We start from the raw sequence: 22180 nt of genomic DNA on the forward strand, positions 1-22180 counted from the left end.
CGTCCGCTTGTCAGGATCGTAGTGACGCCGATAGTTCCATCGCTCCGCTGAGATATTCCCAGCGGTGGCAAGGTCAGACACAGAGTCTCCTCGGTAACTCGAATCCCCCCGAGAAGTGATGTGCGGGATCGCACCCCGCGGATTTGCTACGACGTGATGCCCCACATCGATTCGCGCGCAATGACATTCAAGTCCAGTCCGGTGTGGCTCATCGCTATCACGCCGCGCCGCACGGCGACCGGCAACCTCCACCAGCTGATCAACACCTGCACCCTAACCCTGCCTTGCCTCGCCCGACCTGCCCGTCGGACCGTCCATCGAGCCCACGCTGGACCGTAACTTGAATCGACTACTAGCCGGTAGCTTACCTGGGAGTAGACATGGACGCCTGTCTAGTTTTGTGCAGTATCACATTTCGGCTCGCCATTGATTTGCGACAGATCATCACCTATGGTGCCGTCTCGGCGGCCGTTGCCGACACTGGCGCCACTGTCATGGGCCGACCCGGGCCCTCGCCGCGGGGGTCGACTTCGTCGCCGGTGCCGGTGCGGAAGTGGCCGACCGTGACCCGGGGCCGTGGCCAGGTCGCGACGCCCGAATCGACCACGTGCGGCTTCTGCCGAGCCGAGGGTGGTGCCTCGGGCGGGGAGTCGGTGGACGAGGAAGACGGCTTCGAGCAGGCGGTAATGCGGAAGAGGCCCCGGTCCGTGTGGACCGGGGCCTCTTCTTCGGGGTGACCGACGGGACTCGAACCCGCGACAGCCAGGATCACAACCTGGTGCTCTACCAACTGAACTACGGTCACCATCGCCGGTAACTACCGGCGCGCTAGATACTAGCGTGAAATCCCTTCCGGTTCCTAATCGGTTTCCGTCACGCCGTTGACCTGGGCGGATTCGACCGGGGTCGCCATGGCGGTGACCTCGGCGGCGACCGCCGCGATCTCGGCCGTGGAGGGGCCGGGGGCGGGGACGAAGGCGGTGCGCCGGTAGTACTCGAGCTCGCGGATCGACTCCTTGATATCGGCGAGCGCGCGGTGGGTGAGGCCCTTCTCCGGCTGGCCGAAGTAGATGCGGGGGTACCAGCGGCGGCACAGCTCCTTGATCGAGCTGACGTCGATCATCCGGTAGTGCAGGTGGGTGTCCAGCGCGGGCATGTCGCGGGCGATGAAGCCGCGGTCGGTTGCGATGGAGTTGCCCGCGAGCGGCACAGTGCCCGGTGTCGGGACGTATTCGCGGATGTAGTCGAGTACCTGCTGCTCGGCTTCGGCCATGGTCACGGTGGACCGGCGGACCTCGTCGGTGAGGCCGGAACGCGCGTGCATATCGGCGACCACCGACGGCATGGCGGCCAGCGCCGCGTCGTCGGCATGGATCACGATGTCCACGCCCTCACCCATGATGTTGAGGTCGCTGTCGGTTACGAGTGCGGCCACCTCGATCAGCTTGTCGCTGTCCAGGCGCAGGCCCGTCATCTCGCAATCCATCCACACCACAAATTTGTCGGACACCGCGCCAACACTAGTCAGGCCCGGTGGCGCCTGCTCCGACAGCCTCGGCGATAGAGTTGCCAGCAGATTCCTGGCAAGCGTTTCGGTAGGACAGCGGTACTTGCGTTCGAGCAGTCACAGTCAGACCACACGGAGGACGCGCGATGACCACCCCCGAGGACAAGGCAGCAAAGGCGGCTGCGGCCCGTAAGGCCGCTGAGGAGGCGGCGCGAGTCGCGGCGGAGGCGGCCGCTGCCGCCGAGGCGCTGGAGGCGGAAGCCGCCGACCAGCAGGCGCAGAGCAGCGAGCCCGAAAAGCCTTCGAAGGCTTCGAAGGACGCCGACACCGGTTCGAACATGGCGCAGGAGATCGCGGCGGGCTACGCCTTCGACGGCGCGGCACTCGAACTCGGCACCATCCTGATCGACGGCACCATCGATCCGACCGCGCGCGTGCGGATTCCGATGCGCACGATGAACCGGCACGGCCTCGTCGCCGGTGCGACCGGCACGGGTAAGACGAAGACGTTGCAGGGCATCGCCGAACAGCTGTCCCGCGCCGGTGTTCCCGTGGTGCTCGCCGATATCAAGGGCGACCTGTCCGGGCTGAGCCAGCCGGGGCAGTCGAACGAGAAGATCACCGCGCGGGCCGCCGAAACCGGTGACGCCGACTGGACGCCGTCGGGTTTCCCGACCGAGTTCGTCTCGCTCGGCACCAAGGGCATCGGCGTGCCGATCCGCGCGACCATCACCGCGTTCGGTCCGGTGCTGCTCAGTAAAGTGCTCGGACTCAACGAGACTCAGGAATCCACGCTCGGCCTGATCTTCCACTGGGCGGACAAGAACGGGCTCGCGCTGCTGGATCTGAAGGATATCCGCGCGGTCATCACGCATCTGACGAGCCCGGAGGGCAAAGAGGATCTCAAGGGCATCGGCGGCGTGTCCGCGGCGACCGCGGGCGTCATCCTGCGCGCCCTGGTGAATCTGGAGGCCGACGGCGGCGACACGTTCTTCGGTGAGCCGGAGCTGGATCCGCCGGATCTGCTGCGCGTGGTCGGCGGACAGGGCGTGATCACCCTGTTCGAGCTCGGCGCGCAGGCGGCGCGGCCCGCGATGTTCTCCACCTTCCTGATGTGGGTGCTCGCCGATCTGTTCCAGACGCTGCCCGAGGTCGGCGATATCGATAAACCGAAGCTGGTCTTCATCTTCGACGAGGCGCATCTGCTGTTCGCCGATGCGTCGAAGGCGTTCCTGGATCAGGTGGAGCAGACCGTCAAGCTGATCCGGTCGAAGGGCGTCGGTGTGTTCTTCTGCACGCAGCTGCCGACCGATATCCCGAATGCCGTGCTGTCCCAACTGGGTGCGCGCATCCAGCACGCGCTGCGCGCCTTCACCCCCGACGATCAGAAGGCGCTGTCCAAGACGGTGCGCACCTATCCGAAGACTCCCGCCTACGACCTGGAGAAGGCGCTCACCTCGCTCGGCACCGGTGAGGCGATCGTCACGGTGCTTTCGGAGCGTGGCGCGCCGACTCCGGTGGCGTGGACCAGGATTCAGCCGCCGCGTTCGCTGATGGACACCATCGGCGACGATGCGATCAAGTCGCGTGCGCTGTCGAGCGCGCTCTACAGCAAGTACGGGCAGACGATCGACCGCGAGTCGGCCTACGAGATCCTGGCCGCGAAAATGGCCGCGGCATCGGAGAGCCCGGAGGTGCCGGCGACGCCTGGCCGCTCCACCAAGCAGGTGGAGGAGGAGTCGACCGCCGAGCGCATCATGAAAAACCCCGCGGTGAAAAGCTTCCTGCGCTCCGCGGCGACCGCCGCCGGTCGCGAGATCAGCCGCAGCATCTTCGGTACCCGTAAGCGGTGAACACCGCGCCCCGGCGCACGCCGGGGACCCAGTAGCGGGAATCCGGGCATCTGGGCGCTACTGGATCCCGGCATTCGCCGGGGCGAGGTGCGGATCAGCTGGCGTCTCGATCGAGCAGGCCGGGATCGCGGGCGACCAGCTGCTGGAAGCGGCCGTCGCGGACCGCGACAACGGGGGTGCGCACCATGTCCCGCTGGTAGGCGCCGGTGCACGGCGCCGCGAGCAGATCGCCGACGTGCAGGTCGGCGGGCAGGTGCACGCCGGTGGCGAGGATGTCGTCACCGGCGCGGCCCGCGATGGTCGCGGTGAGCGCCGACCCGGTCGTGAGCCGGTTCGCGACGACCAGCCCCGAGCGGTAATCCGTGGTGCCGCATCGTGATCCGCTGTCGACGACGACGGAGGCGAACCCGCCGTCGTGATGTTTGACCGAGAGCACCCGGTACAGCGTGACCCCGGCGCGCGCCACGATCCCGCGGCCGGGTTCCAGCGCGACGTTCGGGCGCGGGAAGCGCCACCGCGCGCACGCGGCATCGAGCGCGTCCTCGACGATGGCGGCGAGTTCGGTCAGGTTCATCTCGGCATCGCCGGCCCGATAGGCGATGGCGTGCCCGCCGCCGAGGTCGAGATCGGTGAGTATCACGTCGTGATCGGCCCTGACCTCGGCCATCACCGTGACCATCCGGCGGATCGCCTCACCGTAGTGGTCGGGGTTGTAGATCTGCGCACCGAGCGCGCAATGAAAGCCGATCAGTTCGAGTCCTGGCAGGCTCAGCACGCGTTCGACGGCGGCGGTCGCCTCCGCGCCGAGTGTGAACCCGAGGGATTCGTCCTGATGCCCGTGCACATCGATCTGCGGTGCCAGGTGCAGCAGCACCCGCTGGCGCCGGGTGGCGATCGTCGCGAGCAGCGTGATCTCGGTGAACGAGCTGAGCGTGATCCGCCCGACGCCATGCGCCACCGCCGCCTCGACGGCGGCGGCGGAACCGTTGCCGTGCATGATGATTCGCGCCGGATCGATACCGGCGACGAGCGCGGCGGACAGCTCATCCGGTGTGCCGACGGCGACCGAAAGTCCTTCCTCGGCAACCCAACCGGCCACCGCGCCCAGCGGCAGCGCCGACTCGCAGTAGCCGATCTCGGCCTCGTGGAAGGTCTTTCGATAGGCGCGGCAGCGTGCCCTGATCTCCGGCTCGTCCAGCACCCGCACCGGCGTGCCGAACCGGTCGGCGAGCTCGGTCAGCGCGACGCCGCCGAGCAGCAGCCTGCCGTCGTCGTCGTAGTGGGCGTCGCGGGGCCAGACCACCGAGTCGAGGCGTTCGGCCGCCTGCGATCGTGGCGCGGAGAAAAAGTCCAATAACGTCACGTGTGTCTCCTGAATCTCCCCGCTCGCTCCGTCGCGCGCGGTACCTGTCTTCAGGACTACGCGGTGGAAGCGGGCGCGAAGCGCTGCTTAGCGCAACTTTGATCTCTGCCGATCGGTTATTTACGAAACGCTGACGTACCCCGCGCCACTGTCGACGCGGGGTACGTCGCACGGGTTCACCAGCCGATATCGCGGCTGAGCAGATCGGCTGTCGTCTCCCTGCGCACCAGCTCACGGCACTGGCCGTGCCGTACGGCGACGATCGGCGGTCGTCCGACGCTGTTGTAGGCCGAGGCCAGGCTGTGGTGGTAGGCGCCGGTGCACGGCATCGCGAGCACCTCACCCGGGCGCAGGTCGATGGGCAGCTGCACATCGGTGGCCAGGATGTCGCCCGACTCGCAGAAGCGGCCCGCGACGTTCACGGTCATCTGCATGCCGGTCGGATGCCGGTTCGCGACGACGACGCTGTACTGCGCGCCGTACAGCGCGACGCGCGGGTTGTCGCTCATGCCGCCGTCGACGGTGACATAGGTGTGCCCGCCGTCGATGTGCTTGACCCCGAGCACCCGGTACAGGGTGACGCCTGCGCGCGCGACGATGGCACGGCCCGGTTCCAGCGCGATGCTCGGGCGCGGGAAATGCCAGCGGGCACAGGCGGAGTCGAGCGCGTCCTCGATGATCGCGGACAGGTCGGTCAGGTTCATCGCCGGGTCGCCGCCGCGGTAGGCGACCGCGTGCCCGCCGCCGAGGTCGAGATCGGTGAGGATCACCCCGTGTTCGACGCGGACCCGCGCCATTTCGGCAATCATCCGGCGCACCGCCTCGCCGTAGTAGTCGGGGTCGTTGATCTGCGAGCCGAGGTGGCAGTGGAAGCCGACCAGTTTCAGCCGCGGCTGGCGCAGGATCCGCGCCACCGCCTCGGTGGCGGCCTCGCTGTCGATGGGGAAGCCGAACTTCTGGTCGGTGACGCCGGTGCGCACGGCCGGATGCCCGTGCACGTCGATGCCGGGGGTCAGGCGGAGCAGGACCTTCTGTTCGCGGGTGGCCAGCGCGGAGAGCAGGGTGATCTCGGCGAGCGAGTCGACGACGATGCGCCCGATCCCGGCGGCCAGCGCGGCCTCGAGTTCGTCGAAGGATTTGCCGTTGCCGTGCATGATGATCCGCTTCGGATCGACGCCGGCGGACAGCGCGATGGCGAGCTCACCGCCGGAGCAGACGTCGACGGACAGCCCTTCCTGGGTGACCCAGTCGGCGACGGCGCGGATCATGAGCGCCTTGGCCGCGTAGATGATCTCGGCCTCCGGAAAGGCCTTGCGGTAGGCGCGGCAGCGCTCACGCACTTCGTCCTCGTCGAGGACGTAGGTCGGAGTCCCGTACTGGTCGGCGATATCGGCGAGCGCGACCCCGCCGATGGTGATGCGGCCCGCGTCGTCGTAGTGCGTTTCGCGAGGCCAGACCGCCGAGTCGAGGCGCGAGGGCATTCCCGACCGTAAAGACGGGAAGATTTCGAGCAGCGTCACGGTGTCTCCTGTGTCGCCCCCGCTTTTTCCTATTGCGGGGCCGAGATTAGGACTACGCCTATTTCAGCTGGTCAGAAGGCTGCGTTACGCGTACTTAACAGAGCTGGGCGCCATCTTGACGGGTTGCTGACGCACCAGTGACCGTCGTCTCGGCCTCAGCCGCCGAGCTTCTTGTAGAAGGCGCCCGCGATCGGCGCGGTGAACGCGCGCGGTCCGTACTGGCCTGCGACGCTCATCCCCTTGCTGATCAGACCGGGGACGACGCGCATCTTGTTGCGGGCGAGCGCGTCGATGGACAGCTTGGCCGCGTGCTCCGAGGACACCCACATGAAATCGGGCACCATGCGATCCACGATCGACTGATCGGCCGGATCGGGCGTCTCGGTGCGCACCGGGCCCGGCGCGAGCAGCGTGACGTGCACGCCGGACCCCTTCAGTTCGCCGCGCAGCGATTCGGAGAAGGTGTTCGCGAACGCCTTGCTCGCCGCGTAGGTGGTGTTGTTCGGGATCGGCATGTTCCCGGCGGCCGACCCGCTGATCAGGATGCCGCCGCCACCCCTGGCGATCATGCCCGGCAGCACCGCGAGGGTGAGATCGTGCACCGCGACGGCGTTGAGCTCCATCTGGGCGCGCTCATAGGCCAGGTCCAGTTCGGCGACCGCACCGAAGGTCGCGATGCCCGCGTTGTTGCAGAGGATCGCGATATCCCGCCCGGCCAGCTCCTCGACGAGGACGCCGCGCTTGTCGCGATCGGACAGGTCGACGGCGCGCACCTCGGCGGTGATGCCGTGGGCCAGCGTGAGCCGCTGTGCGAGTTCGGTGAGCACCTCACCGCGCCGGGCGACCAGGATCAGCGAATACCCGCGCGCGGCCAGATCGGCGGCCAGGGCGGTTCCGATACCGGAGGAGGCTCCGGTGACGACGGCACGGTTCTCGGCGGTGGGGGCAGGCAAACTCACGGTGCGAGCCTAATGGGCGCTGCCGGTGACAAGGGGGCTGGCTACACCACCGGCTCGGCGGTCAGCACTATCGGCGCGCCGGGCGAGTCTCGATACGCTGGATCGGACCTGTTCCGGCGAGAGGGGGGTGCTTTGCCGCGCAAGATGATTCGACCTTCCTGCCTGATATTCGCGCTGGCCGTCGGCACCGCGACGGTGGCGGGCTGTGATTCGCCCGATCCGGCCACCCTCTCGCCACCGTCGACCACCGCGCTCGCGCCCGGCGTCTCGGCGGCACTGGAGGTGCTGGTGACCGGCGACCGGGTGCCGGGCGCGCAGGCGGTGATCACCGACCGCGATCGGCGCCAGGTCCTCGCCCGCGGTGTCGGCGATATCGCGTCGGGCGCGCCGTTCGCCGAGGACGCCAGGGTCCGGATCGGCAGCAACACCAAGACTTTCGTCGCGACGGTCGCGCTGCAACTGGTCGGTGAGGGCAAGTGGGAACTGGACGCGCCGATCGAGCGCTATCTACCGAATATCGTGCGCGGCAATGGGATCGACGGGAATCGGATCACCGTCCGCAACCTGCTGCAGCACACGAGCGGCCTGCCGGACTACACGAGCGAGCCGGATTTCGCCAACGAGGACACGCGCTTTCAGCAGCGCGACCCCGCGGACATGGTGCGTGGCGTCCTGTCCAGGCAGCCCGCGCGATTCGAGCCCGGCGTGCGGTGGGAGTACAGCAATACGAACTATCTGCTGGTCGGTATGGCGATCGAGCGGGTCACCGGGCATGCGGTGGGGGAGGAGGTCACCCACCGGATCATCGAACCGCTCGGGCTGCGCGCGACCTCGTATCCGCGGCTCGGCGACGCCGAGGTGCCGGATCCGCACCCGCTCGGCTACCTCGGCATCGACGGGCGGGACGTGGAGTTCACCCGCTTGGATCCGTCGGTGGCGGGTGCGGCGGGCGCGATGATCTCTACCGGCGCCGAGCTGAATCAGTTCTTCCTCGCGCTGGTCGGCGGCCGCTTGCTCGCGCCAGCGCAGCTGGCCGAGATGCAGCGGACCGTGCCCGCCGAGGAGATGGGGCCGGGGTTCCAGTACGGCCTCGGGCTTGCCCGCATGCCATCCTCCTGCGGGAGGCAGGTGTGGGGACACGGTGGCAGCATCTTCGGCTACCGCACGCGCGGTGGCGCTACGCCCGACGGCCGCGCGGCTACCGTCACCGTCAACCAGCATCCGAGCGTCGATCAGGTCAAGACCGACATGCTGAAAGCCGTTGACGTCGCGCTCTGTTCGCCGAGCTGATACGACAGCGGGCCCGACCGTGGTCGAGCCCGCTGTGTGCTGTTCGATGATCAGAGGCGAGCGGCCAGGCGCGTCCCCTGGTCGATGGCGCGCTTGGCGTCGAGTTCGGAGGCGAGCTCCGCGCCGCCGATCAGGTGCAGGCTGACGCCCGCGGCCCGCAGCGGCTCCTCCAGCTCGCGCACCGACTCTTGGCCCGCGCAGATGATCACGTTGTCGACCGGGATCAGCTGCGGCCGTTGGCGTTTCTCGCCGAAGCTGATGTGCAGGCCGTTGTCGTCGATGCGCTCGTAGTTGACGCCGCCGACATGCTCGACGCCCTTGGCCTTCAGCGCGGCGCGGTGCACCCAGCCGGAGGTCTTGCCGAGGTCCTTGCCGAACGGGGTCGACTTACGTTGCAGCAGAACGACTTCGCGTGCGGCGGGGGAGGGCTTGGGCGTGGTGAGCTGACCGGGGGCCTGCTCGTCGTCGGCGTCGACGCCCCACTCTTCCTTCCACTCGTCGAGCTTGAGCGTGGGATGCCCTTCGACGGTGAGGTATTCGCTCACGTCGTAACCGATACCGCCCGCACCGATCACCGCGACGCGCTTGCCGACCGGCTTGCCCTCGCGCACCAGTTCGGCATAGGACAGCACCATCGGGTGCTCGATGCCGGGGATGTTCGGCATGCGCGGGCGCACACCGGTCGCCAGGATCACCTCGTCGTAGCGCGCGGCGATCAGCTCCTCGGCATTCACCCGCTTGTTCAGATGCAGTGTGACGCCGGTGATTTCGATCATCCGCGTGTAGTACCGGATGGATTCGTCGAACTCTTCCTTGCCCGGGATGCGGCGGGCGATGTCGAACTGGCCGCCGATCTTGTCGTCGGCCTCGAAAAGGTCGACCCGGTGGCCGCGTTCGGCCAGGTTGATCGCCGCCGACAGCCCGGCGGGGCCCGCGCCGACCACCGCGACCCGCTTGGTCCGCCGGGTCGGCAGCAGCTTCAGCTCGGTCTCGTGCGCCGCGCGCGGGTTCAGCAGGCAGGAGACGGTCTTGTGCTGGAAGGCGTGATCGAGGCAGGCCTGGTTGCAGGCGATGCAGGTGTTGATCTCGTCGGTGCGGTCCTGCTTGGCCTTGTTCACCCACTCCGGATCGGTGAGGAACGGCCGGGCCAGCGAAACCAGCTGGGCGTCACCGCGAGTCAGGATCTCCTCGGCGATCTCGGGCATGTTGATCCGGTTCGACGCGCATACCGGGATGCTTACCTGCTTGGTGATCTTCGCGGTGAATTCGACGAAGGCCGCGCGCGGCACCGAGGTCACGATGGTCGGCACCCGCGCCTCGTGCCAGCCGATATCGGTGTTGAGTATGTCGACGCCCGCGGCTTCGAGTTCCTTGGCCAGCGCGACGATTTCGTCGAACGTCTGGCCCTTCTCCACCAGCTCGGCCATGGACAGCCGGAACACGATGATGAAGTTCGGCCCGACCTCGGCGCGGGTGCGGCGCACGATCTCCACCGCGAACCGGCGCCGGTTCTCCGGCGAGCCGCCCCACCTGTCCGTGCGCTTGTTGGTGCGCGGCGCGAGGAACTGGTTGACCAGATAACCCTCGCCGCCCATGATTTCGCAGCCGTCGTAGCCGGCGAGCTTGGCCAGCTTGGCGCAGCGGGCGAAGTCGTCGATGGTCTGCTCGACACCCTTGCCCGACAGCTTGCGCGGCCGGAACGGGTTGATCGGCGCCTTGATCGACGAGGCCGAAACACTGCCGGGCACATAGGAATAGCGGCCGGCGTGCAGGATCTGGATGGCGATCTTGCCACCCTCCTTGTGCACGGCCTTGGTGATCGCCCGGTGCCGGTAGGCCTCGGTCTTGTTGGTGAGCTTGCCGCCGAACGGCAGCAGCCAGCCGGTGCGGTTGGGCGCGTAGCCGCCGGTGATGATCAGGCCGACGCCGCCGCGCGCGCGTTCGGCGAAGTAAGCGGCGAGTTTATTGGTGTCCCAGGCCCGGTCCTCGAGACCGGTGTGCATCGACCCCATGATCACGCGGTTGCGCAGGGTGGTGTGGCCGAGATCCAGCGGCTCGAACAGGTGGGGGAAAGAACTCATCGGCGAGTCTCACTTTCTCCGTCATCCGCGCGCGGGGCTGGCGTGCGCGGGGCGAGTGCTTGCAGTACTTCGTCGCACCATTCGGTGAACCCGGCCTCCACGCGGACGCCCGCGCGCAGGACCAGGTACTGGTGCAGTGCGGTGCCGGAGAGCTGATCCGGCACCGGGAAATCCTTCTTCTCGATGAGGCGGTACACCTCGAGTCGCTGGGCGTGCTGATCGCGATGGCGGGTGACCTCGGCGCGCAGCGCGTCGATATCGCCGTAGGCCGCGGCGCGGATCTTCACGCCGAGTTCGATGCGCGGTATCTCGGAATCGGTGGGTTCGGCGATCCAGCGGGCCAGTTCGGCGCGGCCCGCCTCGCTCACGGAGTAGACCTTCTTGTCCGGGCGGCCGTCCTGTGCCACGGATTCGCTACTGAGCCAGCCGGATTCCTCCATGCGCTTGAGTACGCGGTAGATCTGCTGGTGGGTGGCGCTCCAGAAGAAGCCGATGGACTTGTCGAAGCGGCGGGCCAGCTCGTAGCCAGAGCCGGCCCGCTCGGTCAGCGAAACCAGCAGCGCATGCTCGAGGGCCATGCGGTCAGAGTAGCCGTGACACCCAGTACTATGCAACTGAGTGCATAACACCGCGCGCACCCGCTGATTTCCGCACACCCAATCGCCTGCGAATCGGTATGCGGAAATCGAGAGGTGTGCGTTTTGGGCCGCTTATGCTGCGCGGATGAGCGAGGTGGACGCCGAAGAGGTGATCGGGCAGGCGGCCGGGCGTCGGCACGTGGTGGCGTGGGGGTTCTGGGACTGGGGGTCGTCCGCGTTCAACGCCGTGATCCTGACGTTCGTGTTCTCGGTGTATCTCACCGACAAGGTCGGCGACGATCTGCCGGGCGGTGTCTCTGCGAGTTCCTGGCTCGGCTGGGCGCTCGGCATCGCCGGGCTGGTCATCGCGCTGACCGCGCCGATCTTCGGGCAGTGGTCCGACGCGACCGCGAAACGCAAACGCTCGCTGGCGGTCCTGACCGGCCTGGTCGTATCGGCCATGGCGGGCATGTTTTTCGTGCACGACGACTATCGCGATCTGTGGCTCGGCCTGGTGCTGCTCGCGCTCGGCTCGACGTTCTTCGAACTCGCCGCCGGTGTGCCGTACAACGCCATGCTGCGGCAGGTGTCCACCCCCGTCAATGTCGGCAGGGTGTCCGGATTCGGCTGGGCCATGGGCTATTTCGGCGGCATCATCCTGTTGCTGATCAGCTACTTCGGCTTCATCGCGGGCAAGGGCGACCATCGCGGCCTGCTCGGTGTGCCCACCGACGACGGGCTGAACATCCGGCTCGTCGCCATCCTCGCCGCGGTCTGGTTCGCGGCCTTCGCGTTGCCGGTGCTGTTCGTTGTGCCGGAATTGCCGCGCACCGGAGCCGATCCCGGCGCCGCGACCGCGGGCTTCTTCGGCTCCTATCGCGTGCTGTGGCGCGATCTGCGCGAGCTGTGGGCCGTCGATCGGCGCACCGTCGTCTACCTGCTCGCCAGCGCGGTCTTCCGTGACGGGCTGGCCGGGGTGTTCACCTTCGGTGCGGTCCTCGCCGTCCGGGTGTACGGCATCGCCGATGACGATGTGCTGCTGTTCGGTATCGCCGCGAATGTCGTTGCGGCACTGGGTGCGATCGGTGCGGGACGGTTCGACGACCGGATCGGTCCGAAGATCGTCATCGTGGTCTCGCTCGCCGCGATGATCGTCTGCGGTATCGCGCTACTGGTGGTCTCCGGCCCGGTCATGTTCTGGGTCTTCGGTCTGCTGCTGACCATCTTCGTCGGCCCTGCGCAGGCGTCGGCCCGATCCTTCCTGGTCCGGCTGGCGCCGCCGGGTCGCGAGGGCCAGATGTTCGGCCTCTACACCACCACCGGCCGGGCCGCGACCTTCCTCGCCCCAACCCTTTTCGCCTTCTTTGTCTGGGCATTCGACGCCGAACGCGCGGGCATCGTCGGCATCATCCTTGTCCTCGCCGTCGGCCTGGCCGCCCTGCTGCCCGTCCGCCCGCCCGCGCGGGACTCGGTCGCTTAGCGGTCTTGCGAGGGCTGCCGGGGCGGCGCCGCGAACCAGCCGCGGCGCCGCGTGATCGCTACTTCTTGGCGCTTCCCGAATTGATGAGGTCCTGCAACGGGTTTGCCGCCGAGACCTCGACCTGTCGATTGAGAACCTCCTCGGCAGGGAGGTAGGTGTTTTCGCCGAAAAGGTAGATCTGTACCCGGTGGCTCCCTGGTTTGACCCCGGTGATGACGGCTGTCGGGTTTTCCCTGGTGGGCAGAACCTGCTGGAGAGCGCCGTCGATCAGGACGTTTGCGGTCCATGGCTTGTCTTCCCGCACCGAGATGGTGATCTTCTCCGGACCGCCGACGGCCTCCGCGGAGGCGGCGGCCGATGCGGTTCCCGGCACGGTCAGGGCGATCATCGTCGCGGCAAGTCCGGACGCCGCGGCAGCAAACTTGAAAGTGCGCATAGTTCCCTTCCTCGGGGGAGCGGGGCGTCGCTCCGCGGCTCACCGTATAGGGGAGGGATGATCCTGCCATGCCATGAATTGCATGGGGGTCAGCGGTCTTTGGACGGCCACCACGCGCCCATGCCGAGGGCGATGAGCCGTATTTGGTGCACGGTGCGGTCGATGATGGATCGGGCGTCGCGCGGGGCTGCCGAGATGTAGGCGGCGATGCCGTCGGTCACGGTGCCGACGAGCAGGTCGGCGGCGATCTCCAGTTCCGTTGGGCTCCATGCGTCCAGCGCGCGCAGGCGGGACAGATCGGCCACCAGTTCGCGCACGATCAGCTGCAGTTCCATGGCGATCGCCTGCCGCAGTGCCGCGGAGCCGCCGTGGCGTTCGCGGGTCAGGAAGCCGAACAGTTCGCGCTTGGGCTCGACCTGTTCGAAGACGAAGCGGACCGTCGCCGCCAGGCTCGTCTCGTTGTTGCGGCGGACCTCGCGCAACGCCAACCGCAGCGCGGTGACGCCCTCGTCCACCAGGGTGGCGCCGAGGTCGTCCAGCGAGTCGAAGTGGCGGTAGAAGGCGGTGGGCACGATGCCCGCCGACCGTGCGATCTCGCGCAGGCTCAGCGCGGCGAAACCGCGCTCGGCGGCCAGCCCCAAGGTGCCGTCCAACAGTGCCTGCCGGGTGCGTTCCTTGCGCTCCCCTCGGGTTTCCGCCTGTTCAGTCATCACGGTGAGCATACATCCGTTCACCATTCGTCAGTCCCCATCATTGTTGCTCGCGTCACATCTCTTGCCGGTTGACACTGCACCCGGTCCATCGGTCACACTAGTTGAGTGTACAGACGTGCACTGAAATTGGAATCGTCGCTCGGCGGACGAGCAGAGGCACGGAGAACCGCATGATGGATCTCATCGACCTGGTGCAGACCCTGACCAGCCCGCACCCACTCGACCGGTACCTGGAACTCGTCCGCCCGACGCTGACGGCACGGCGGCTGCGCGCCGAGGTGGTCCATGTGCGCCGCTCGGCGCCGGGTTCGGTGACGCTGACCCTGCGGCCCACCCGGCAGTGGCGCGGGCACGCGGCGGGTCAGTACGTGCAGCTCGGCGTCGTCGTCGACGGGGTCAGGCACACCCGCTGCTATTCACCGGTCAATCCGGAAGCCCGGCGCGACAGGCACATTCAGCTCACCGTCAAGGCGCATCCCGGCGGGCTGGTGTCGCAGTACCTGTACCAGCACGCCGCGCCGGGGCTGGTGGTCGACCTGGCGCCCGCGGCGGGTGTGTTCCGGCTGCCCGAACCGCGTCCGGAGCGCGTGCTGCTGATCAGCGGCGGCAGCGGCATCACGCCGGTGCTCTCGATGCTGCGCACCCTCGCCGACGAGGGCTATCCCGGCGAGCTCACCTTCCTGCACTACGCGAAATCGCCGGTGCACGTACCGCATCGCGCCGAACTGGAGTCGATCGCGGACACGCACAAGAACTTTCGCGTCGAGCTCCGCTATCCGCGCCGTGCCGCCGAAACGGTGGCGCAGGACCGCGCGCCGGGCTGCGCGGAGGTCAGCGGCGGTGGCTACTTCGACTATGACGAGCTGGAGCGGGTGGCGCCGTGGTTCGCCGACGCGCACACCTACGTCTGCGGTCCGCAGGCGCTGATGGACGCGGTGCGCAAGGTTTTCGAGGCCGAGCAGCTCGAAGATCGGCTGCACACCGAGGAATTCACCCTTTCGGTGGCGCCGGTCGACACGAGCGAGGTGCACGGCACGGTGAACTTCTCGGCCAGTGGCGTCAGCGCCGCCAACAGCGGCGCGAGCCTGCTGGAACAGGCCGAATCCGCCGGGCTCAGCCCGGCATACGGCTGCCGGATGGGTATCTGCTTCTCCTGCACCGCGGTCCGGCGCACGGGCTGCACCCGCAACCTGCGCACCGGGGAAACCGGCAGCGATCCGGACCAGCCCATCCAGCTGTGCATCAACGCCCCGGTCGGCACCGTCGACATCGATATCTGACAACGCAAGGGGAACAACCGATGACAATCCTGACCGAAACCAAGGACGGGCCGCTGGTCCTGAGCCCCGACCAGGTCGAGGAGCTCGGCAAGGCGCTCGACGAACTGCGCGCACGCATCGTCGCCGATCTCGGCGAGCGCGACCGCGAATACATCTACTCGATCATCAAGGCGCAGCGCGGTTTCGAGATCGCGGGCCGCGGCCTGCTGTATCTGGGCTTCCTGCCGCCGTTCTGGCTGGCAGGCGTCGCCGCGCTGAGCCTGTCCAAGATCCTGGACAACATGGAGATCGGCCACAACGTCATGCACGGCCAGTACGACTGGATGCGTGAGCCGGACCTGAATTCCCGTGAGTTCGAATGGGATACGGTCTGCCCGGCCGATCAGTGGAAGCATTCACACAACTACATGCACCACACTTTCACCAATATCCACGGCCGTGACCGCGATATCGGCTACGGCCTGCTGCGCATCGACGAGGCGCAGCAGTGGAATCCGCTCTACCTCGGCAACCCGGTCTACGCCTTCTTCCTGATGCTGCTGTTCGAGTGGGGCGTGATGGCGCACGACCTCGAGTTCGAGAACATCGTGGCGGGCAAGCGCAAGTGGTCCGATCTGAAGCCGCTCCTCAAGGGGCAGTGGCGCAAGGCGGGACGCCAGGTGCTCAAGGACTACCTGGTCTTCCCGGTGCTGAGCGGGCCGCTGTTCTTCTCGACGCTGGCCGGGAACATCACCGCCAACCTGGTGCGCAACGTGTGGGCCTACACCATCATCTTCTGCGGCCACTTCCCTTCCGGCGTACAGACGTTCACCGAAGAGGAGACCGCCGAGGAGACGCGCGGCGAGTGGTACGTGCGCCAGATGCTCGGCTCGGCCAACATCGACGGCAGCAGGCTGTTCCACATCATGTCCGGAAATCTGTCGCATCAGATCGAACATCACCTGTTCCCCGATCTGCCCGCGAATCGCTATCCGGAGATCGCGCCCGAGGTCGAGGCATTGTGTGAAAAATACGGCTTGCCCTACAACACCGGCCCGTTGCGTGCGCAGATCGGCTCGGTATGGGCGAAAATCTTCCGGCTCGCGCTGCCGCCTCGTCTCGTCAAGAAGGACACCACTCCCGGTGTTATCGTGATGCGACAGCGGAAGGCTACCGAAGTGGGCGTGTGAATGATCGGGAAATTCGAAAGCAACAAGGATTTGATTCAGGAATTGACATCGTCCGGTGCGCGGCATGTCGGAAATATCGCGAACATCATCACCGGCACCGTCGCGGAGGTCACCAGGGAGATCGGTGAGTGGATCACCGACGCCATCGAGATGAACGAGGCCGCCGCGGCCGCGCGCAAGGATGCGGCGGCGCAGCGTGACTCCGGGATCGATGACGACGTGATCGACGACGACGCACCGGTATCGGCCGCTACGTCCTATGTCGAGGCCGAAGTGATCGAACCCGAGGTGGTCGAGCCGGAGGCCGACCGGCCGCGGTGATCACCACACCGGCAGCCTGCGCCGGTGCTCGGTCACGTCGATGATCAGGTCCCGATAGCCGTCGGCCAGTTCGGCCAGTTTGCTCCACTGCCGATGGACCTCCCCGTTCTGTTGCGGCTCGACATCCAAAACCTGTTGGGCCGCAATCCATTTCGCCGCCATTCGATCGATGACCGCGCCGAGCGTCTCGGTATGCAGCGAGGCGCCGGTGCGGTGCACGACATTGGCGGCGACCCAATCGTCGATGCTGCCAACCAGTTTCGCCCGATGCCCGTCGATATCCTCGACCAGCTGACTGCACGCGGCGACCCGCCCGCTCGATGCGGTGGGGTCGTGCGCGGCCTGTAGTGCGTGTTGTCGGCGCTCATGGCATTCGACGAGCTCGCGTGCCGCGGCGAGCACCCGGTGCTTGCGGCGGTTCGACTCGACCGGTTCACGGAATGCGCGAAGCAGCGCCGATGGTGGTGGCAGCTCGCCGGCGCCGATACGGTCTTGCGCGTATTCGGTTGGCATGGTGCGTACCCCTGCGTTAATGGACTCGATTCTGGATGCGCCAGGGCCGAGGGGGATTTCGGGGAGGGGCACCCCTCGGCTCCGGCGCAGTCCCGCGCCCGGAGCGTCACCCCCACAAGTCCACCAGCACGGCAAAGAAACCGGGAAATCCGCGACGATGCGATGAGGAAGACGGCCCGAGAAATCGGGACCTTTTCAGGAAAGCGCGGGTATCGGAGTCGCGCAATAGTATGGTGTACGAAAGTATAAGCTGCCTGGAAATCGTTATGATCCGTTACGGATCGGTCACATGGCGCGTCGCTTCGGGGGCGGTTCGGCGCATGCGCAGCAATCGGTTCGGCGAGGCGCCTGCGTGCGATCGCGCGATGGGCTAACCTCGATATTCGTGCCCGCCTACGTGTCATCGCCCGAGCTGCGGTTCGGGTTCATGTTCGCGCTGGAAGACCCCGAGCGAATCGCGGAGGTCGTGCGCACACTCATGGTCAGGAAGACCGTTTCGGTGTTTCGGCTCGCCAGGCTGTCCGACGACGACGGCCCGCCGGAGCGCTACGTGGTGAACTGGGCCGCGCTGCCGCAGATCTCGATCACCACCGAGGCGCCGACGCCGGATCAGTTGTACGCCGACCGCACCATGCTGGTGAACGCCTTCCTCGGCGCGGACGGCGAGGTGAGCCTGTACTCGGCGCAGGGGACCGCGCCGAGCTGACCGCGAGGTCCGTTTTCCCCAGTTGGGGGGCTGGCGATTTCGCCGATGTGCCCAGTTGCGGAATGCGCAACGATTTCTCCACGTCTTACGCACTCGTGTTCGACGTAGCCATGGAGGATCGAAAATGTTCCCACGTGTCCTACGTGTGGTGGCGGGACTGGCGACCGTGACCGCGCTCATCTCGGCCGGCCCGCTGCAAGCCACCGCGTCCCCGGAGGTCTCCGCTACACCACAGCCGCCCGCGGCGGCGCAACAGTCCGCGGCCGCCGACCGCGTCCCCGTGGTCTTCGTTCACGGCTACAAGGGCGGTGCCTGGAATTTCGACGAGATGCGGGCCGATTTCCGCAACGACGGCTGGCCCGCCGACCGCCTCTTCGCGATCGACTACAGCATCTTCCAGTCCAACAGGGACATCGCCGGAATCCTGGAGAAGTACGTCGACGATGTGCTGCGGCGCACCGGTGCGTCCAAGGTCGATATCGTGGCCCACTCGATGGGCAGTTTGAACTCCCGGTGGTACATCAAGTACCTCAGCGGTGCGAGCAAGGTGCGCTCGTGGCTTTCACTCGGTGGTCCGAACCACGGCACCAAGGTGGCGAAAGTCTGTGGCTGGGGCGTCATCTCGTGCGAGGAGATGGAGGAGGGCAGCCAGTTCCTCGGCGAGCTCAACGCAGGCGACGAGACACCGGGCAGCGTGCGGTACGCGACCTACTGGTCCTCCTGCGACCTGATCATCGTCCCGAATCGGAGCGTGCTGGTGGAGGGGGCGCAGAACAACTACGTCGGCTGCGTCGACCATCTCGGGCTTGTCTGGAACGATGACGTGTCCAGGCAGGTCAGAGGCTTTCTCAAGCAGGGAGCGACGTCCTGACCGGAGGTCGATTCGTTGGCGTGTCGGTACCGTAACGTGCCGTCCGGTCATGTCCGGTTTGGGAGAATCGGGGAGTTCACAGCGGTTTGTCGCTCGACTCGAAGGCACCTGAAGGAGCGTCGATCATGCAACCCGACAACCCCGGATATCCGGTCCGCATACGTGGCGATCTCGACCCCGCGCTCTCGCGGTGGTTATGGCTGGTCAAATGGATACTGGCGATTCCGCACGTCATCGTGCTGTTCTTCCTGCACATCGCCTACGCCGTCGTCACGGTGATCGCGTTCTTCGCGATCCTGTTCACCGGAAAGTATCCGCGGGCCCTGTTCGATTTCAGCGTCGGCGTGCTGCGCTGGACGTGGCGGGTGAGCTTCTACGCCTATTCGGCGCTCGGCACCGACAAGTACCCGCCGTTCAGCCTGGCGGCGAGCGCGGACTATCCCGCCGATCTGGAGGTCGACTATCCGGAGCGGCTGCACCGCGGTCTGGTGCTGGTCAAGTGGTGGCTGCTCGCCATTCCGCACTACCTGATCGTCGGCGTCTTCTTCAGCACCGGCATGGCCTGGGCCACCGGGCGGATGAACGAGGAGGCCGGTGACGGGGAGTGGCACTACTGGATGTCGGCCTACTCCTTCCCGCTGATCGCGGCGCTGCTGGTGGTCGCGCTGATCGCGCTGTTGTTCACCGGGCGGTATCTGCCCGGCCTGTACGACTTCGTGGTCGGTGTGAACCGGTGGCGGTTCCGCGTACGGGCCTACGCCTCGCTGATGACCGACGCGTATCCGCCGTTCCGGCTCGACCAGGGTGCGCGCGAACCCGAAAACACCTGAGTAGAAACGGAATCGACACCCGATCCGCCCGTTGACCGCCGAGTCAGCGGGCGGATTGGTATATCCGGCGCACCACATCCTCGATGCTCGGTTCCTCGATCGACAGGTCCCGCACCTCGGCGCGATCGGTGACCGCGGCGAGCAGCTGTGCGGCGGTGGTGTTCTCGGCGTTGAACGCCAGCCGCTGGCGCATGCCGCCCGCCTCGCTGGCCATGAGTTCGGCGCCGGGGAGATCACACAGGTCGGCGGTCGGCCCGGCCAGATCGACGACGAGCACCCGGCGTGCGCCCACCGTATTGCCCAGCCCGGTCAGCGATCCGTCGTAGACCAGCTTGCCGTGATCGACCACGAGCACTCGCTCGCAAAGCCTTTCGATATCGCCCATGTCGTGGGTGGTGAGCAGCAGCGTGGTGCCGCGTTCGGTGCGCTCGGCGCGCAGGAATTCGCGCAGCCGCTGCTTGGACAGCACATCGAGGCCGATGGTCGGCTCGTCCAGGATGACCAGTTCGGGGGAGTGCAGCAGCGCGGCCGCGACCTCGGCGCGCATCCGCTGGCCGAGGGACAGCTGGCGGACCGGGGTGTAGAGGGTGTCGGCCATCTCGAGCTGTTCGATCAGCTCGTGCATGCGTTTGCGTGCCGTGTCCGGATGGAGCCGGTGGATGGCGGCCAATATCGAAAACGATTCGCGCAGTGGCAGATCCCACCAGAGCTGGGAGCGCTGTCCGAACACCACGCCGATCCGCGCGGCCAGTTCGCGGCGCTGGCGTACCGGTTCGAGCCCGCAGGTGCGCACGGTGCCCGAGGTCGGCACCAGGATGCCGGTGAGCATCTTGATGGTGGTCGATTTGCCCGCGCCGTTGGCCCCGATATAGCCGACGGCGGCGCCGCGGTCGATGCGGAAGGACATCCGGTCGACCGCGGTGAGTTTCTCGCGTCGGCGGCGCCAGCGGCGCGGGTCCTTGCGGTAGAGGATGAATTCCCTTGTCAGGTCCTGGATGTCGATGATCACGCTAACCGCCGCCTCCTTGGTAGTGCCTGGTGCCGATCCGCCACAGCCCCATCGCGACGAACCACACCCACCCGGCGGCGACCGGGATCAGCCAGGCCAGCCAGGACGGCAGCAGCGGCGGACCCGGCAGGTCCAGCAGGGCGATGGTCGGCAGGTAGGCGGTGAACGAGACCGGAATCGCGAAGCCGAACAGCAACTTCAGCGGCGTCGGGAACACCGACGCGGGTTGCATCGCGGCGAACGACCCGCCGTAGGTGAAGCTGTTGGTCAGCTCGGAACCCTCGATCAGGAAGAACTGCAGGCCCGCCGCGCAGACGAAGACGCCGCCGAACAGCGCGATCCCGCCGACCAGGGTGAGGATCAGCAGCGCCGATGGCGCAGGCCCCCAGTGGATGTCGTTGCGCCACAGGCCGAGTCCGAGTATCGCGATGGCCACCGCGGCGCGGGCGAAGCGGCGCAGCGAGATATCGCTGGTGATGAGTTGCAGTAGCAGTGGCTGGGGGCGCAGGTGGTAGGCGTCGAGCTGGCCGAGCCGGATCAGCGCGGGCAGCGTGTCGAGATGGCCGAAAAGTACCTGGGCGAGCGCGAAACCGGTGTTGCTGAGCCCGAAGAGCAGCAGCGCCCCGTTCAGGTCGAGCCCGCCGAGCACCCCGACCTTGTCGAAAATGACCCACACCTCCGCGAATTCGACGAGGCCGATCAGGAACGCGCTGAAAACCTCACTGGCGAAGGACAATCGGTACATCCGCTGCGCGCGGATGCGCGACCGGAGCACCGCCGCGTAGGGGGTGAACCAGGTTCCGGCCGGTAGCGGCACCCCGGGATCAGCCACCCTGCACCTCCAGCCTGCGTCGCCCGGCGGCCAGCAGCAGCCTGCCCGTCACGCCCATCGCGAGCACCCAGAACACCTGGGTACCCACCACCGCCACCGCTTCCGTCTCGCCGATCCGGCCGGACAGCACATCGATCGGCGACTGCAGGATGGACGGGAACGGCGTGGCGTGTGCGATGGTGCGCAGCCAGCCGGGGAACATGTGGACCGGGACGAACAGGCCAGCGAGGAAGGTGCCGCAGATCTGGTACAGCACCCGCAGGCCGCGGGTCTCCACCACCCAGAAGCCGGTGAGCGCGACGGCGAACAGGGACAGGAACGAGATCGTCACCGCGAGCAGGATGCTCAGCAGCCCGAGCACATACGGTCCCGCCGTGGTCGGCATGGCCAGCCCGAAGGTCAGGACACCGACCAGCACGCTCGGCACCCCGCGCGGCAGGAAGGTGCAGGCCGCGCGCCCGAGATCGGCGGCGAGATAACCGAATTGAACATCCACCGGGCGCAGGAAGTCGATCGCGACGTCGCCGTTCTTGACCCGGTCCACCAATTCCAGCGGTGGGCCCATGAACTGGGTCGCCCCGAGCAAACCTTGGGAAAGCCAGACATAGGCGCCGATGGTGCCTTCGTCGTAACCGCCGAATCCGCCGGACGCGCGCACCGCCGCAAGCATCACCGCGGCGCGGACGAATCCGAAGACGCAGTTGGTGAACAGCCCGGCGAACATGGCCAGTTTGTACTGGGATTGGCGCCGGAAACCCGCGATGGCGAGCTGGACGTACACCGCGACGGGACCGGGTACGTGCCACTGCGCCGTCAGTCTGCCGTCCCCCTCCACACTGCCGCGCACAAAGAGTCAAGCCTAGTGGGCG

At 67.1% G+C, this 22180-nt stretch carries 21 protein-coding genes and 1 tRNA gene; 9 read left to right on the forward strand and 13 right to left on the reverse strand.

What is annotated here, in order from left to right; genetic code table 11:
• Positions 1 to 732 precede the first annotated feature (732 nt).
• Together ACIG5A_RS10185 and orn are read right to left on the reverse strand one after the other, a co-directional pair.
• Positions 733 to 805 (reverse strand) — tRNA-His (locus ACIG5A_RS10185).
• Positions 806 to 859: 54 nt separating this feature from the next.
• Entirely contained in the window at positions 860 to 1510 is a 651-nt protein-coding gene (gene orn, locus ACIG5A_RS10190) for an oligoribonuclease (protein ID WP_397239832.1), read from the reverse strand.
• Positions 1511 to 1653: 143 nt separating this feature from the next.
• Between orn and ACIG5A_RS10195 the strand changes: the two genes are divergently transcribed.
• Positions 1654 to 3360 (forward strand): helicase HerA-like domain-containing protein, encoded by a 1707-nt coding sequence (locus ACIG5A_RS10195; protein WP_397239833.1) that lies wholly within the window; start codon positions 1654 to 1656, stop codon positions 3358 to 3360.
• A 94-nt stretch (positions 3361 to 3454) separates the two neighbouring features.
• On the opposite strand, the gene ACIG5A_RS10200 is transcribed toward ACIG5A_RS10195, so the two are convergent.
• The 3 genes from ACIG5A_RS10200 to cmrA form a co-directional block, all read right to left on the reverse strand.
• The gene (locus ACIG5A_RS10200) at positions 3455 to 4723 is read right to left on the reverse strand and encodes a diaminopimelate decarboxylase family protein (RefSeq protein WP_397239834.1); all 1269 of its coding nucleotides are present in this window, start codon (positions 4721 to 4723) and stop codon (positions 3455 to 3457) included.
• Positions 4724 to 4899: 176 nt separating this feature from the next.
• Entirely contained in the window at positions 4900 to 6243 is a 1344-nt protein-coding gene (lysA, locus tag ACIG5A_RS10205) for a diaminopimelate decarboxylase (RefSeq protein ID WP_397239835.1), read from the reverse strand.
• A 155-nt stretch (positions 6244 to 6398) separates the two neighbouring features.
• Positions 6399 to 7202: a mycolate reductase gene (gene cmrA / locus ACIG5A_RS10210; protein WP_397239836.1), complete on the reverse strand. Its 804-nt coding sequence runs from the start codon at positions 7200 to 7202 to the stop codon at positions 6399 to 6401.
• Between the two features lie 144 nt (positions 7203 to 7346).
• Here cmrA and ACIG5A_RS10215 point away from each other — a divergent pair, with 144 nt between their 5' ends.
• On the forward strand, positions 7347 to 8492 hold the full coding sequence (locus tag ACIG5A_RS10215) for a serine hydrolase domain-containing protein (protein ID WP_397239837.1): 1146 nt from the start codon (positions 7347 to 7349) through the stop codon (positions 8490 to 8492).
• Positions 8493 to 8542: 50 nt separating this feature from the next.
• Here ACIG5A_RS10215 and ACIG5A_RS10220 read toward each other — a convergent pair whose 3' ends face one another.
• The gene (locus tag ACIG5A_RS10220; protein ID WP_397239838.1) at positions 8543 to 10573 is read right to left on the reverse strand and encodes an FAD-dependent oxidoreductase; all 2031 of its coding nucleotides are present in this window, start codon (positions 10571 to 10573) and stop codon (positions 8543 to 8545) included.
• The gene (locus ACIG5A_RS10225) at positions 10570 to 11151 is read right to left on the reverse strand and encodes a PadR family transcriptional regulator (protein ID WP_397239839.1); all 582 of its coding nucleotides are present in this window, start codon (positions 11149 to 11151) and stop codon (positions 10570 to 10572) included. The genes ACIG5A_RS10220 and ACIG5A_RS10225 overlap by 4 nt, the downstream gene beginning before the upstream one ends.
• Positions 11152 to 11296: 145 nt before the next feature.
• Between ACIG5A_RS10225 and ACIG5A_RS10230 the strand changes: the two genes are divergently transcribed.
• Complete coding sequence (locus ACIG5A_RS10230; protein WP_397239840.1) at positions 11297 to 12631, forward strand: MFS transporter; 1335 nt, start codon at positions 11297 to 11299, stop codon at positions 12629 to 12631.
• Between the two features lie 58 nt (positions 12632 to 12689).
• On the opposite strand, the gene ACIG5A_RS10235 is transcribed toward ACIG5A_RS10230, so the two are convergent.
• Entirely contained in the window at positions 12690 to 13067 is a 378-nt protein-coding gene (locus ACIG5A_RS10235; RefSeq protein ID WP_397239841.1) for a hypothetical protein, read from the reverse strand.
• An 89-nt stretch (positions 13068 to 13156) separates the two neighbouring features.
• Positions 13157 to 13777: a TetR family transcriptional regulator gene (locus ACIG5A_RS10240; protein WP_397239842.1), complete on the reverse strand. Its 621-nt coding sequence runs from the start codon at positions 13775 to 13777 to the stop codon at positions 13157 to 13159.
• Positions 13778 to 13950: 173 nt separating this feature from the next.
• On the opposite strand from ACIG5A_RS10240, the gene ACIG5A_RS10245 reads away from it, so the two are divergent.
• Genes ACIG5A_RS10245 through ACIG5A_RS10255 form a run of 3 tightly spaced genes read left to right on the forward strand, consistent with a single transcriptional unit; the run spans position 13951 to position 16550 of the window.
• Complete coding sequence (locus ACIG5A_RS10245; protein ID WP_397239843.1) at positions 13951 to 15060, forward strand: ferredoxin reductase; 1110 nt, start codon at positions 13951 to 13953, stop codon at positions 15058 to 15060.
• A gap of 20 nt (positions 15061 to 15080) precedes the next feature.
• Entirely contained in the window at positions 15081 to 16229 is a 1149-nt protein-coding gene (locus tag ACIG5A_RS10250; RefSeq protein WP_397239844.1) for a fatty acid desaturase family protein, read from the forward strand.
• Positions 16230 to 16550 (forward strand): hypothetical protein, encoded by a 321-nt coding sequence (locus ACIG5A_RS10255; RefSeq protein ID WP_397239845.1) that lies wholly within the window; start codon positions 16230 to 16232, stop codon positions 16548 to 16550. It begins immediately after the preceding gene.
• Here the strand turns inward: ACIG5A_RS10255 and ACIG5A_RS10260 are convergent, their stop codons facing one another.
• A complete protein-coding gene (locus ACIG5A_RS10260) occupies positions 16551 to 17135 on the reverse strand; it encodes a DUF4254 domain-containing protein (protein WP_397239846.1) in 585 nt (194 codons plus the stop codon).
• A 313-nt stretch (positions 17136 to 17448) separates the two neighbouring features.
• Between ACIG5A_RS10260 and ACIG5A_RS10265 the strand changes: the two genes are divergently transcribed.
• The 3 genes from ACIG5A_RS10265 (at position 17449) to ACIG5A_RS10275 (ending at position 19470) form a co-directional block, all read left to right on the forward strand.
• Complete coding sequence (locus ACIG5A_RS10265; RefSeq protein WP_397239847.1) at positions 17449 to 17769, forward strand: hypothetical protein; 321 nt, start codon at positions 17449 to 17451, stop codon at positions 17767 to 17769.
• Positions 17770 to 17893: 124 nt separating this feature from the next.
• Positions 17894 to 18640: an esterase/lipase family protein gene (locus ACIG5A_RS10270; RefSeq protein WP_397239848.1), complete on the forward strand. Its 747-nt coding sequence runs from the start codon at positions 17894 to 17896 to the stop codon at positions 18638 to 18640.
• Positions 18641 to 18765: 125 nt separating this feature from the next.
• A complete protein-coding gene (locus ACIG5A_RS10275) occupies positions 18766 to 19470 on the forward strand; it encodes a DUF4389 domain-containing protein (RefSeq protein ID WP_397239849.1) in 705 nt (234 codons plus the stop codon).
• 43 nt (positions 19471 to 19513) lie between these two features.
• Here ACIG5A_RS10275 and ACIG5A_RS10280 read toward each other — a convergent pair whose 3' ends face one another.
• The 3 genes from ACIG5A_RS10280 to ACIG5A_RS10290 form a co-directional block, all read right to left on the reverse strand.
• The gene (locus ACIG5A_RS10280) at positions 19514 to 20377 is read right to left on the reverse strand and encodes an ATP-binding cassette domain-containing protein (protein WP_397240588.1); all 864 of its coding nucleotides are present in this window, start codon (positions 20375 to 20377) and stop codon (positions 19514 to 19516) included.
• A gap of 103 nt (positions 20378 to 20480) precedes the next feature.
• Positions 20481 to 21311: an ABC transporter permease gene (locus ACIG5A_RS10285; protein ID WP_397239850.1), complete on the reverse strand. Its 831-nt coding sequence runs from the start codon at positions 21309 to 21311 to the stop codon at positions 20481 to 20483.
• Positions 21304 to 22158, reverse strand: coding sequence for an ABC transporter permease (locus tag ACIG5A_RS10290; protein ID WP_397239851.1), 855 nt, complete (start codon positions 22156 to 22158; stop codon positions 21304 to 21306). The genes ACIG5A_RS10285 and ACIG5A_RS10290 overlap by 8 nt, the downstream gene beginning before the upstream one ends.
• Positions 22159 to 22180: the final 22 nt, after the last annotated feature.

Origin of the sequence: Nocardia sp. NPDC052566, assembly GCF_044547285.1 — a bacterium.
GTDB lineage: Bacteria > Actinomycetota > Actinomycetes > Mycobacteriales > Mycobacteriaceae > Nocardia.

Excerpts from the sequence above, each read along its gene's own strand:
- ACIG5A_RS10195 (WP_397239833.1), top strand. The coding sequence starts at position 1,654 with ATGACCACCCCCGAGGACAAGGCAGCAAAGGCGGCTGCGGCCCGTAAG.
- ACIG5A_RS10215 (WP_397239837.1), top strand. The coding sequence starts at position 7,347 with ATGATTCGACCTTCCTGCCTGATATTCGCGCTGGCCGTCGGCACCGCG.
- ACIG5A_RS10220 (WP_397239838.1), bottom strand. The coding sequence starts at position 10,573 with ATGAGTTCTTTCCCCCACCTGTTCGAGCCGCTGGATCTCGGCCACACC.
- ACIG5A_RS10225 (WP_397239839.1), bottom strand. The coding sequence starts at position 11,151 with ATGGCCCTCGAGCATGCGCTGCTGGTTTCGCTGACCGAGCGGGCCGGC.
- ACIG5A_RS10230 (WP_397239840.1), top strand. The coding sequence starts at position 11,297 with ATGAGCGAGGTGGACGCCGAAGAGGTGATCGGGCAGGCGGCCGGGCGT.
- ACIG5A_RS10235 (WP_397239841.1), bottom strand. The coding sequence starts at position 13,067 with ATGCGCACTTTCAAGTTTGCTGCCGCGGCGTCCGGACTTGCCGCGACG.
- ACIG5A_RS10240 (WP_397239842.1), bottom strand. The coding sequence starts at position 13,777 with ATGACTGAACAGGCGGAAACCCGAGGGGAGCGCAAGGAACGCACCCGG.
- ACIG5A_RS10245 (WP_397239843.1), top strand. The coding sequence starts at position 13,951 with ATGATGGATCTCATCGACCTGGTGCAGACCCTGACCAGCCCGCACCCA.
- ACIG5A_RS10250 (WP_397239844.1), top strand. The coding sequence starts at position 15,081 with ATGACAATCCTGACCGAAACCAAGGACGGGCCGCTGGTCCTGAGCCCC.
- ACIG5A_RS10255 (WP_397239845.1), top strand. The coding sequence starts at position 16,230 with ATGATCGGGAAATTCGAAAGCAACAAGGATTTGATTCAGGAATTGACA.
- ACIG5A_RS10270 (WP_397239848.1), top strand. The coding sequence starts at position 17,894 with ATGTTCCCACGTGTCCTACGTGTGGTGGCGGGACTGGCGACCGTGACC.
- ACIG5A_RS10275 (WP_397239849.1), top strand. The coding sequence starts at position 18,766 with ATGCAACCCGACAACCCCGGATATCCGGTCCGCATACGTGGCGATCTC.
- ACIG5A_RS10280 (WP_397240588.1), bottom strand. The coding sequence starts at position 20,377 with ATGTCCTTCCGCATCGACCGCGGCGCCGCCGTCGGCTATATCGGGGCC.